At 59.6% G+C, this 12,377-nt stretch carries 11 protein-coding genes; 7 read left to right on the top strand and 4 right to left on the bottom strand.

Annotated elements, in window-relative coordinates; genetic code table 11:
* Nucleotides 1–231: 231 nt before the first annotated feature.
* From CF68_RS27720 to CF68_RS27690, 6 genes are all read left to right on the top strand, one after another.
* Entirely contained in the window at nt 232–882 is a 651-nt protein-coding gene (locus tag CF68_RS27720) for a TetR/AcrR family transcriptional regulator (RefSeq protein WP_051591712.1), read from the top strand.
* 325 nt (nt 883–1,207) lie between these two features.
* Nucleotides 1,208–2,503: an integrase arm-type DNA-binding domain-containing protein gene (locus CF68_RS27715; RefSeq protein ID WP_035825218.1), complete on the top strand. Its 1,296-nt coding sequence runs from the start codon at nt 1,208–1,210 to the stop codon at nt 2,501–2,503.
* Nucleotides 2,500–3,075 (top strand): hypothetical protein, encoded by a 576-nt coding sequence (locus tag CF68_RS27710; protein WP_035825215.1) that lies wholly within the window; start codon nt 2,500–2,502, stop codon nt 3,073–3,075. The genes CF68_RS27715 and CF68_RS27710 overlap by 4 nt, the downstream gene beginning before the upstream one ends.
* Nucleotides 3,076–3,308: 233 nt before the next feature.
* A complete protein-coding gene (locus CF68_RS27705; protein WP_035825213.1) occupies nt 3,309–3,533 on the top strand; it encodes an AlpA family transcriptional regulator in 225 nt (74 codons plus the stop codon).
* A gap of 67 nt (nt 3,534–3,600) precedes the next feature.
* Nucleotides 3,601–4,053, top strand: a complete 453-nt coding sequence (locus CF68_RS37265) for a hypothetical protein (protein WP_152548560.1) — start codon at nt 3,601–3,603, stop codon at nt 4,051–4,053.
* Between the two features lie 136 nt (nt 4,054–4,189).
* Nucleotides 4,190–7,033, top strand: coding sequence for a phage/plasmid primase, P4 family (locus CF68_RS27690; RefSeq protein WP_152548559.1), 2,844 nt, complete (start codon nt 4,190–4,192; stop codon nt 7,031–7,033).
* Between the two features lie 328 nt (nt 7,034–7,361).
* On the opposite strand, the gene CF68_RS37555 is transcribed toward CF68_RS27690, so the two are convergent.
* From CF68_RS37555 to CF68_RS27670, 4 genes are all read right to left on the bottom strand, one after another.
* A complete protein-coding gene (locus CF68_RS37555; RefSeq protein WP_161786878.1) occupies nt 7,362–8,225 on the bottom strand; it encodes a hypothetical protein in 864 nt (287 codons plus the stop codon).
* A 341-nt stretch (nt 8,226–8,566) separates the two neighbouring features.
* Nucleotides 8,567–9,235, bottom strand: coding sequence for a PIN domain-containing protein (locus CF68_RS35605; RefSeq protein ID WP_152548558.1), 669 nt, complete (start codon nt 9,233–9,235; stop codon nt 8,567–8,569).
* A gap of 8 nt (nt 9,236–9,243) precedes the next feature.
* Entirely contained in the window at nt 9,244–9,996 is a 753-nt protein-coding gene (locus CF68_RS27675) for a hypothetical protein (protein ID WP_035825202.1), read from the bottom strand.
* On the bottom strand, nt 9,993–11,954 hold the full coding sequence (locus CF68_RS27670) for an ATP-binding protein (RefSeq protein ID WP_035825199.1): 1,962 nt from the start codon (nt 11,952–11,954) through the stop codon (nt 9,993–9,995). The genes CF68_RS27675 and CF68_RS27670 overlap by 4 nt, the downstream gene beginning before the upstream one ends.
* Nucleotides 11,955–12,157: 203 nt before the next feature.
* On the opposite strand from CF68_RS27670, the gene CF68_RS38735 reads away from it, so the two are divergent.
* Nucleotides 12,158–12,377: hypothetical protein (locus CF68_RS38735; protein WP_235205902.1), on the top strand; the 220-nt coding region annotated here is incomplete at its 3' end.

Here is a 12,377-nt window from a genome sequence, read left to right as displayed (position 1 = left end):
CGAAGAGAAGAGCGCCGGTTCTGGCCGGGTCTGGGGTCCAGCCCTTCAGCGCGTCGCTCATGGTGGCAAATATAGTAAAAACCGTACCGTATGGTATTCTTCAATTCGAAATGAGTCGTTCTGATTTCTTGAAGCCATGAGCTTGTCACATGGGGAAACGCAGCAGCCTGCCGGCTTTTGGTAGACTGCGCAGGGCCCCCGGCATGGGGTGCGCCGCCACGCCTGCACCAGATGAACTCTCCAGAAAGCGCTTCCCCCCCTGTGGTCCACCACCCGCCCGTGCGCATCACGCGCCGCGGCGAAGAGAAACGCGCGCTGATCCTGAGCACCGCCGCGGAGATGTTCCTGGAACATGGCTATGACGGCGTCAGCCTGGATGACATCGTCAAGGCGTGCGGCGGCTCCAAGACCAACGTGTACAGCTATTTCGGCGGCAAGGACGGACTCTTCGTCGCGGTGGTGGAGCGGCTATGCGACCGCTTCCTGGAGAAGACAGAGAAAGGACTGGACCTGTCGCGCTGCAACGCCGCGCAGGGCCTGCACCGGATTGCCCACAGCTTCCTGCATTCGCTGCTGGAAGAACGGCATCTGGCGTTCCTGCGGCTGATCTTTGCGGAGTCGCGGCGCTTTCCGGCGCTGGGCAATGCCTGGTACACGCGCGGCCCGGAGGCAACGTGCGCCTATATCGCGGCCTTCCTGTCCGCGCAGCAGGCCAACGGCATCCGCCTTGCGGCAAGTCCCGAGGCCAGCGCCCGCCTCTTCCACGGCATGGTGCTGGCCGGCGTGCTGCACCGGACGCTGGCCACTGGCAGGCGGCCGGACGAAAGCGAGACCGGAGCGCTGGTCAACGACGCCATCGCCGTGCTCGTGCCGAAGGACTGAAATCGCCGCGCGGATCGCTCATCGCGCCGGGACGTCCGAGATGCCTTAAATGCGCGATTCTCCAGCACAAGGCATCTGATGGGCCAGAAAAACAAAAACCCCGGAAGACCGCGATCTTCCGGGGTTTCGCCGCCATTTCTGGCGGAGACGGAGTCCGCCGACACATGATTCAATCCAGTTCAAGCAACCTCAATCCACCCCACCGTATCCCTTATACAACAAGGGATTGCGGAATTTTTCAGCCATTCTGAATTGATTTGATCTAGCCTGAAGAAACTCCGGTATTGTAGGAAACGTTGTAGGAAAGATCTGGGGCGGAGGGCAAATGGCTGGCAACGTGATCACCACGGACAAGCAGGTGCAGGCGGCTGGCGTGGGCCGGTACGGGTTGGGCGACGGGCTCATGCTCGACGTGAAGGCGGCGAAGTCGGGCGGCGAGCCGGGCAAGTATTGGACGATGCGCTACACCGCGCCTGCCACCGGAAAGGCCCGCTGGCTGGGACTCGGCGCCTACCCGAAAGTCTCGCTGGCCGGCGCACGCAAGGCCCGTGACGCCGCCCAGGAGTTGCTGAACCAGGGCATCGACCCGCTGGAGCATCGCGCGGCGGACAAGGCAGCTCGGCGAGTCGCCGCCGCTGAGGCCGATACCCGCATCTTCGACAAGGTGGCGCAGGCATTCATCGAGGCAAAGTCACCCGGCTGGTCGAATCGCAAGCACATCGCCCAGTGGACGGCGACGTTAAACACCTATGCCAGCCCGATCATCGGCGCGCTGGATGTGGCGGCGATCAACACCGAGCACATCCTGACGGTACTGACCCGCCAGCAGCCCGACGACCCCAAGTCAAAAGGTATATGGAACGACAAGCCCGAAACTGCCTCCCGTGTGCGTGGGCGCATCGAGTCGGTTCTGGCCTACGCGGCCGCGCGCGGGCTTGTCAACGGGTCAAACCCGGCCACGTGGCGCGGCCATCTATCCGCCCTGCTGCCATCGCCGCGGAAGGTTCGGAAGGTAGAGCACCATGCCGCGCTCGACTTCCGCGACATTAGCGCTTTCATGGCCGAATTGCGACAGGCCGAAGGCATGGGTGCTCGTGCGCTCGAATTCGGCGTTCTGTGCGCCTCGCGTAGCAGCGAAATCCGACTCGCCACCTGGGGGGAAATCGACTTGCAGGCCGCCGTCTGGACGATCCCCGGCGAGCGCATGAAAGCAAAGCGCGCGCACCGCGTGCCGCTGTCAGAGCCGGCGGTGGCGCTGCTGCGCAGCCTAGGACCTGGCGAGCCTGACACACTGGTGTTCGAGAGCACGCTGCGCGCGGGCCGGCCACTGTCCGACGCCACGCTGAACGCCGTGATCGAGCGCATGGGCTATGACGTGACGCAGCATGGCTTTCGCTCGACGTTCCGCGACTGGGCAGCCGAGACGACCAACTACCCGAACATCGTCTGCGAAATGGCGCTGGCCCATACGGTCGGCAACGCCGTGGAGGCAGCATACCGCCGCGGCGACCTGCTGGAGCGCCGCAAGGCGCTGATGACCGACTGGGCGGCCTACTGCGCGCAGGTGCCCGAGGCGGCGGTCGTGACGCCGATTCGGGGAAGCGCGGAGAGCGCAGCGTGAGCAAGCGGGTGCAGGTTAGCGAACAAGAACTGGCTGCGGCGCTGGCGCATCCCACCACCCTCTCGGCGGTGAACGCCTACCGCGTAATCCAGCGAGCCGTCGAACTCCAGCGAGCAGTCGAACAGAACGCCTGGCTGGACGACATGGCCCGTGATGCCGACCATAAGCAAATCGACCCATTTCTCAACTATGTCGCATCCGTGGAGGCCGGGGACACGAAGAAAATTGCCGATTGTCGGGCCCAGGCAGCGTCGGCGCTTGCCATGTTGCACAAGGCGCTGAAGGAACACGCTGCGCCCATCAAGGGGCGCGGCCGGCCAGTAAATTCTGACCTTTTCCTGCTGATTGCCCGGCTGTCCACCGTATGGCGCGAGGTAACTGGCAGGCAGCCAAAGGTGGGGCATAAGCAAGATGATCTGCTGCCCGATGGCTCCCGGCCGCTGCACTACACGGGTGCGGTGCTGGACTTCGCCTGTACGGCCGTCGCTTCGCTGCCAGACTCCGTGCGCCCCTCACGCGAGAGCCTTTACTACGCCTTCAGGACCCTCCCCAAATTTCTCGGCTTCGTCTAGGCGCTGAGCGCCGGTCCAACTATGTGTGCGCCGCTACAAGCAGGCGGCAAGCCGCCTCTGAACGCTGACAGACTACCCTGAACGCTGACAGACTCCTCTGAACGCACAGACAATTTCCTGAATTTCTCCCGCGATCCGAATGAAAAATACGAAATTCGGGTTGAATTAAGAATCCGGAATTCCAGCCTGACGCGCACTACGCTGACCTGCATGAGTTTGAGCAGGAGCAGCCCATGACATATCCCACCCGGATTGTGCGGTTCAAGCAGATGCAGGGCGAGTTTGGCCTAGGCAGTCCGAACACCATCCGAAAGCTGATCAGAGACGGCCTGCTGCCGCCGCCATTCTCCATCGGCAGCCACGCCGTCGGATGGCTGCGTGAGGACGTGGAAGCGGCGATTGCTGCGATGGCAACGCGCCGTTCATGGGCTCGCGTGCCCGCTGACGCGACCACCTGACGCCCCCCCCCCCCAACAAACGGCCCCGACATTTGGGGCCTCAAAAAACAAACCATAGGAGGCCATTATGTCCAAATCCGGGCAGAAGCGCACTCGCGCCCGCTCGCGCCAAAAGCAGCGCATGCCGCGCGCTCAGCGCTGCCTCGACAACCCGACGAAGCCGTGTCCGAAGTGGGAATTGCGCTGCCGCGCGGGAGACCTCGCTGTTGTCACGAATGTTACCGGTGGTGGGTGGAATCCATATCCGAATGGGATGTCGGCCTGGGTCGATTTCACGCCCCTGCTCGGCCGCATCGTTCGCCTTGGCGAGCTTGACCCCCGCTATGCGCAGTGTGTTCCGGTGTGGTGGCTCACGGAAACGATCATCCTACCCGACGTAAATGGCAGGCCCTGCCCGGTAGCCTCGCTCCCCGACGCTCGCCTGCGCCCATTGCGCGGTTTAGACGTTGCGGAGGACTTGGAGGAAGGCGACGTGCTGCCGGTTGAAGCCGAAACGGTCGGTGTGGGCTGCCGCTCATAAAACAAAAATGCCTGCCATTGACTGGCAGGCGTCAAGGGCGCGGCGGTAGCGCGCCCGCTGAGGACAAGACAATGTGCAATGACATTATGCCCGCGTGCGGTGCGAGGCGCGCTGACACCGAAGCGGAGGCCGCGCAATGAACACCACCCATGGACCGGTCCACCCGGCAAGCGCACACGCCGTCAGCAAATCCGCGCCGCCTCCTGCCTCGCCAATGACAGAAGCTGAGGTTGTTGATCGTGTACTGCGTTTAGTGGATGCAGACCGCGTCCCCGAATCTTTCGCTGCTAGCCACATGTGCCGCAGCATCACGCAATTGCGCGGCGAGTTGGCGAGCAGTCAGAAGCCGGCGGCGCAGGAGTTCATCGACAAGGAAGCCACGCTCGAAAGCGCCTGGGAAAAGTTAAGGCCTGCCGTGACATCAGCTCCCGCTGCCGCCAAACCCAAGTCATCTGCTGCCCCGACTAACCCTATTACGTCTGCTGCTGCGGCTAGCCCACCGCCCGTCAGTTCGCCGCCCGCGCCTGTCAACTTCGACGCAATCCCTGACGAGCTGAAGGCCAGCCGCCATTGGGTCATGTGGAAGCGCGTGCCGAAGGTTGACAAGAATGGGGTCCAGACAGGGTGGACGAAGCCGCCCTTCCACCCCAGCAGCGCGCGAGCCAGCTCGACTGATCCGTCAACGTGGTGCAGCTTCAGCGAGGCGCGCGATGCATGTGCCAACACTTCCAACGGCACGCCGGTATTCGCTGGCATCGGACGCGTGTACGACCCGGACGACCCGCTCCCCTCGTTCGGCTTTGATCTTGACCACTGCATCACGCCGGATGCCAACGGCGTGCCGCGACTCAGCGCAGACGCGAAGCAAGCGCTGGCTGAGCTGGGGTGCTATGCCGAGATCAGCCCGTCCGGCGACGGCATCCACATTCTTGGCCCCGGCACGCTGCCAGGCCCTCACTTTACAAACAATAAAATCGGCCGCGAGGGTTATGACAGTACGAAGCGCGGCCGTTACCTGACCTTCACCGGCAAGACACTGCCTGGCTACGAGAGCTGGAAGGCGCCTGATCCTGCCGCCCTCGCCCGCTGGTACGGCAAATGGGCCACGCGTGGTAGCGGCCGCGCGTCGGGAGCGAGCACCAACGCAAGGAGCGCCGCTCAGGGTACGTCCCCAACCGGCGCGTCAGCAACCACCGCCGCCAGTAGCGCAAACCCGACCGGCGCGAGAACAACGGGCACGCAGGCCGGCGCCCCCGCTACACCGCGTGGAGGGTGGCAATTCATCTCGGTCGCACTCCACGGGCGGGGGCTGCCACAGCAAATCATCGATCTGATTCAACGGCTCGACGGGCTCGATACAACCTACAAGAATGACGGAAGTCACGCACTTTACGGCGCGTGTATAGAGCTGGCTCGCGCCGGCTTCACCGATCAGGAGATTGTCTCCATCCTGACCGACCCGGCGCACGACATCGCGACCATCGCGCCGCGCCACACCGCGACTGCTGACAGGCAGGACAACGCGCGGTGGATCGCGCAGTACCAGATCACGAAAGCCCGCATCGCTGCGATGACCGGCGCCTCCGTCATGGCGCGCGATCATTACACGCTGGCGCTGGCCTACACGAACCATCTGCGTGTGCAGGCCGGGCATCCTGCCGTCTACACGCAAGGCGCCATCTGGACGGTCAAGGACAATATCTGGGTCGCCAGCAAAATGGATTCGGTGGCGACGGATGTGGGTCGGTATTTCCGTGGCCACAAGTCGATCACGACCCGCACGGCTTACAAGTCCATCGCTGAGACGGCCGCCACGCTGATGGAGGATGACCAGTTCTTTGAAAGCGCGCCGTCCGGGGTTGCGTGCCGGGACAGGTTCTGGCGCGTCGAGCCCGGCAAGATCATCAGCGAGCCGCTGACGCCGGCCCACCGGCAGAGGTTGAGGCAGCTAGCCGATCCCGTATTCAGTAAGCCGCCCGCCAAGTTTCTGAAAATCCTGACGGATGCGATGGGTACAGACGCACGCGGTGCCGAGCAAATCAGGCTGCTGCAGCAGTGCCTCGGCCTGGCGCTGACAGGCGCGCTGTGGAAACACCGCGTGGCGCTGTGCTTGGTCGGGCCGACCACTTGCGGCAAGAGCAAGGTGATGGAAATCTTCGAAAAGTTCTTCCCTGACGACGCGGTAGGCGCCTGCCCGCCGAGCCGTTGGGACAGGGAATATCACGCTGCCGCACTGGCCGGCAAGACGCTGAACGTAGTGGGCGAGGTCGAGCCGAACATGCCGATCCAAGGGGGAGCTTTCAAGTCCATCGTCGGCGGCGACAGGATCGACGGGCGCCATCCCAGCGGCCGCGTATTTACCTTCGTCAGCATGGCGGCGCAGTTCTTCTGTGGAAATCGACTTCCGCCGACCACCGACCGCAGCAGTGCGTTCTTTAAACGGTGGCGGATCATCGTCTTTGAGAACACCTGCCCGCCTAGCGCAGTGCAGACGGACCTTGCCGAGAAAATCGTCGCCACTGAAATGGCTGAGTTGCTTGGCTGGCTGCTGGAAGGAGCGCGCGACCTGCCGCAGACCGGCGAGTTGCCGACCAGCGCGGCGCACGACGAACGCATCCGGCAGTGGCGCTACGCCAATAACTCCGCCGCTGCCTTCGCTGTCGATCCGGCATATTGCCAGACCGATCCCACTGCGTCGGTGGCAGGAAAAGACCTGTACACGCTGTACCGCTATACATACGCGCACAACGAGGGAATTCAGGCTTGCACCCAGCAGAAGTTTTATGAGTACCTTGAGGACGTGGCACCGGACCTTGGCATCGTCTGCACCAACCGGGGTGGGTCAAAATGGTACAGCGGGATCAAGCTTAATTCGCAGCAAGCGCACAGCGCTGGCTTGCCCTTCGCGCCAGTTGCCGGCACCGGCGAGGAGAGCGCGAACGCGCCTGAACTCTCTGCAGGTGGAGCGGCCAAGGCTTGATAGTGGCGATAGTGGGGAAATAGAGGGAGGGGTGTAGATTTCTTCATCTCCCTCTCTCTATACCCTCTAGGGGGTATTTTCCCCACTTTCCCCACTCGGCCGCCCACCCAGCCAGCTTGTGCCGGTTCCGCAGCTAGTCTGCGCCACACGACCGTGGCAGGGGGCTCGCAGGAAGTCACACTAGCCCAATCGCACTCCGCGCGCTGCCACAATCCGCTCCCGCACCTCCTGACCTGGCGGGCCACCGCCTAGATGGCGATAGCGTTCACGGCGTGCGCCAGCCCCCCCACTCTGCGGTGAACAGCCGCGCCTGCGCTACGGTACCGCTCTACGCGTGCAGCACCGCCCGCCGTGCCGCCTCGATCCTCGCCTGCGCCCGCTCGACTTCCTTCGTGCCGACAGGCGCCCCGTCCATCAGAGCCGCCAGCAGATCGCGCTCGCGCGCATGGGCGATCTCCCGCTGTTCCAGTGACGACAGGGTAGCCGGGCCAATGGAAGGCGCCCAAACGCCCGATTTACCTGCTTGCCGGGTCTGCTTCGTTCCGGGCGCATGTGCCGTCCCTACCCGCTTGACGACCTTCCGGCGCCCGGGCTGCGGCTCGACCCACTCTCCATGCAGGATGAGCGACGGGCGCCACGCGCACGCGTCACTGTCGGCCGTCATATCGAGAGCCGATCCATCGGCAGGCGGGTCAGGGATACGGGCGTCGCGCTTGCGCAGCTCGGCGATGACAGCATCGCCCTCGGGCTCATGCAGACACTTGCGGCGCACGAGGTTGACGAATTTCCATGCCAGCCAGTCCTGCGTCATCGGCGCCAGCCAGTCATAGTGCAGGCCGTGCCCATCCAACCACGAAACGAGGTGCTGGCGCGCCTCTGGCTCAAGGTGGCAGGTAAAGCCAGGCGTCCAGGGGTCGGTGAGCCAGAGGGATCGCATCACCTTGGCGTGTGCCTGTTTCGGGTTCAGGGCCTTGCGGCGCGACCTCGCTTCGCGCAGGGTCGTCGCATTGGTGTGCCAGTAGCAAAACTCTCCGCCAGTCTGCGCGGGTTTTCCGCAAGGCTCGCCCAACCGGTTACGTGCGCGACAACGCGGTGCAAGTGCCTGCGCACGCTTTCCCAGAACCCAAAACGGGGGTGCTTCATCACGGCCGTCCGTTTGACCGAAGACACTGTCGAGATTTGCCGTGGTCATCTGATGCGCCCTCCATACATGAAGCACCTGAACCATGTCGATGCCACGAAACGCTGGTGAACCACTATGAACGCTCCGTACAAACGGCACTCCGTCTTGTGAGCGTCAAACGCCTGCGCAATCGTGCAACTGCGCTCGCCGCCCCATGCTCCCTCAGAAAGCCTGAGTAGCACGCCCACCTTCTGGCATGGTAGTGCTTTCCCTCGCCATTCAGGGAAGCTCGTCGTGATACATCATGCGCCCACTGGAAGCCCGCGGCGTTTGGCGAGAACGAATATGAATGCGACTGGGCGATTTGCGCATGCTCCCAAATGTCGCGCCCACAGAGAGCAAAACCGCTTCTACCTTGCTAGGCGGACAATGCAGTGTCCACACATCCATTCCCCGTCGTCGTAGATCCCGCCAGTCATGTCTGTTCTTTGATGGCACCAACCGCACACAGAGTAGATGGCATAGTCCTCTTCAAATCTCTCTCTTTGCGATTGCCAATAACCTGGCTGACTTGACGGCAGCAGCTTTGAATCTGGTGGAGACGCAAACCGCCCACAGTTTGTGCACCACTGCCCACCATGATGTTCAATCGTGCTGGCCTTTTTGCAGTGTGCGCACACCACCCGGTCAGGCGTTGACACGATGGCGACATTGGAAGCAGGCAGCAACTCATCAATGCTCTCGATCCTTCGGCAACTCATGCCATTGCTGTTCAAATGGTTCAGCAAGGGATCGAAGCCCTTGTCTCCGCTGAGCACATAGCACTGGGTGTCGGGTGCTGTCTCATAGGTTCTTCCAAGCTCAAAGGCGATGTGGAAATCCAGAGCATTCTTGCCAGCGCCCGAGATCTTCAGGAAGTCCACTCGGCTGAACCTATGAGCCGTCGTTGGTTTCCTAGAAGCCTTCGGAGGGTTTTGATTTGCGCCGACGAAAATGATGGCCTTGAAGCTCTCGTCCAACGGCGACAAGTCCACCTTGTGCTTATTCTCCAGGTCCACCAGCAGCAGCTTTCTTGTCACGCCGATCCTCACATGAAGTTGAGCAAGAGACGACCAATGGAGTTGGTCAGGTCGCGAGCAAAAAGGGCAAGCCATCTCTGGGAGTCATCACCGAAGTGAGACTCACTGAAGCCATTTCTTGAGTTCGCGATCGCATTGGTCAAGGTCGGCATAGCATTGACAATCTCAACAGGAAACGGGCCTTGGAGCTGAAGCTTCCTGCTGATGTCGTCCTTCACCACCTTGCACAAAGGCATCAGGTCAGAAAGAGCAGCTTGACTAGGAACATGCGTGCGGACATATGCCTTGTAGAGTCCTTCAAGGCATGTGTAGCTCAGCGTGGTCGCACGGTTGTAATGGTGAGCGTCAATCGCATGGTCAATGTCATTGAGGCTGTTGTTCAGCTTCTGCGAGTTCCACAGATCGACGGGAACAACAGTTGTAGGTACGGCATAACCACCGCCAAACACGATGTTCCTGATGTTGTCAGCTGCATCTTTGTCGTGAGGCTCAATGTGATTGACGAAGACGCGATAGAGTTGAAACCGCTGGGCTTCTGGAAGCCCTTGTATGAGGTCCCAGTAGAACTCTTTTCGGGAGTTGGACTTACCCTGCCGTTCTCTCAATGGCAGCAACTGTTGGTAGCTCGGTGATCCTGGATCAACCTGTTGAACCATACGACAGAAGGCGGAACCTCCGACGTAAAGAACCTTGTTATCGCTATTCAAAGAAGCAAACAGGTAGTTATAGGCCGCTATCCAATTGACGGTTGATGGAGTCATTCACCGGCTCCAACCGGCTCGATCAAGGCAGGCTGCACAACCTGGATCGGTTCAATGAACTTGCTCAACTCGTCCTGTTGGGCGACAAGGAACGGCGCCTCCTTCACCTTTTCATAAAGTTTAAGAAGACGTTGCTCGGCACGATTCAAAATAATGCTGTAGAGCAGAGGCTGAATCTTGACTCGCTCATTATCTTCAGTGCGAGTCCCGCCTTCTCCGCTTTCAATCTGATCACCCAGAACGAAGCCGTCAACTCGTGTCTCAGGCTGGATGTGGCCCTTCTTCTTCAACTCCTTCACATACTTCCAAATCTGCTCCTTTTCCTTGGACCCCAACGAAAGTTTCGTGGTCTTTAGATCAACAATAACTAAGTGCTGAACACCAACCTCTTGGTGGTCTTCATTGTAAGAAGGCAGGGAGTAGAACCCAGTGCTGCCGTCCCCGCGGATCACAAAGTCAGGTCGATTCAGAGAAGCTTTTTCCGACTTACCATCAAACAGCTCCCGGATGACTGTGGTCATGCCTTTGTTGGAAGTGAAGTGGATTGATTCAAACTTGTCGCCAAACATCCATAGACCCTTGGCAAACAGAGGTTGAAGCTCCTTCACTTCATCAATACCTGCCACCTGGATCTTTATTCGCAATTCGTTGATGACCTTCAACCGCCCTTGGATTTCATCCAGGACGACCTTTGCCATGCCAATGGTCCATTGACTCAATACTTCGTGAAGTGCGTCAAGATCATGCGGATCTTGATTGTGCAAAATCTCCAGTAGGCCATACTGGGACTTGCTTTTCTCAAGCTTGGCAAGGATAGACGTTAGCTGAACAATCTCTTGCTCGCCAAAATTTGGGCACGTATCTACCACCTCATTGACGAAGGTAGTGACTCGGTCCTTGCTCAAGAGGGGCAGCAGGTTGACCGATTCGCCTATCTTCTCAAGAACGGAACTTTTCCTCTCTTCCCGTTCGGCGTAACTAGTATTGGAGATTATTTCTTTAATCTTATCCTGAACAATTGGCCGAGTCCTTTGCCAAGCAAAATTATCGTCGTGAAACCCTGACCAATCTTCCTTTACCGCATTTTCCTTATTCAAAAAATCAGCCTGGACGATAAAGGTATATCGTTTTGCCTTCTCAGTACGACCATCAAGAATACGCTCAACATCGGCGCCCCTCCACTTGCAATCACCCACTGCTCGATCTGTAACCCACCAGGCAATCCCATGCTGCTTGGTTGTCTTATCTGCCTTCAGGGTGTCAATGTGGTAGATCTTGACCGTACCATACTGGGGAACATCAACATCAACGATAGACAGTGAGGACCTGCTAATATCGCTGAAGGTGATAGGACTACCGTTGAGAATGACCTTGAACGATGGATTAGCAAGGAACCGGCTACCGAGAAGTTCTCTCGCCTGCTCCACGGATAAATTGGTTTGCCGAATTTCACCTTGACCAGTGATGGTGGTCCCGTGTCCATCAAGGCCAGATTCCACGAACTCAACAAGCTTAGTGATCAGAGGCTTGTTTGATGTTCTACTGACTTCATACACAAACTTCTGCCCGTCCTTGATCGACGTAATCAAGTAACTTTGGCTCAGGCAAAAACTAGCAAACCGCCCTTTACCATTTTTTCCGAACACGAAGCGTGGAAGTCCCTCTACGCCAGGTGGCGGTGTGGTTGTCGGACCTGTCTTGCTGATTCGGTCATAGGACATGGCGCGCCAGATGTAGTCAAACTCATCCTTGGTCATGCCTTTGCCGTTGTCCGAAATAGAGAACTGTTTCCCCTTCTTCGGATCGGGCCAATCTATTTTTACTTCGGTGGCGTAGGCATCCCAGCAATTGGCAACCAGCTCTACGATTGCCGTGCTGGGATTGGTAATGATAGAGCCGGCCCAGCTTTCGAGAAATCGGTCTTCGTAGAAAATGTCTTCCTGCGCTTCCTGCTGCATCGACCCCTCCTAGTTAGTTCTATTCCCCCCTCAGGTGCAGGTATCTTAACATTCTTACTCCGGCCTTCGGAAACGTCCGCCCGGCTTGTCTATGCCCCCTCAGTTGACCGGAGTCGGCCAGAAACTGGCATTACCAAAGCCCATCTGCTAGACGGCCGCCTCGGATTCGAAACCCGACCTTGCCGATGGCACGGAAACTCAGCTTGCCAAACGCCGATGGTCGCTTGCTCACGCATCCAGCGCATTTCGTCCGGTCGACGTTTGCCGTCTGTGGAAAAACTCATTTCAGGCGCGATCACGTCGAGGTGCTGATTCACCACAAGGACGGAACCATCCGCGACAGCGACCGCGACGCCCCCAATTCCCCGCTCCCAGCAGGCGGCGCCCAGTGCCCGGCTCGGGTCAAAAGCAATGTAATAGCAA

It is taken from the genome of Cupriavidus sp. SK-4, assembly GCF_000611125.1.
Classification (GTDB): Bacteria; Pseudomonadota; Gammaproteobacteria; order Burkholderiales; family Burkholderiaceae; genus Cupriavidus; species Cupriavidus necator.
This window is presented reverse-complemented; position numbering and strand designations above follow the sequence as displayed.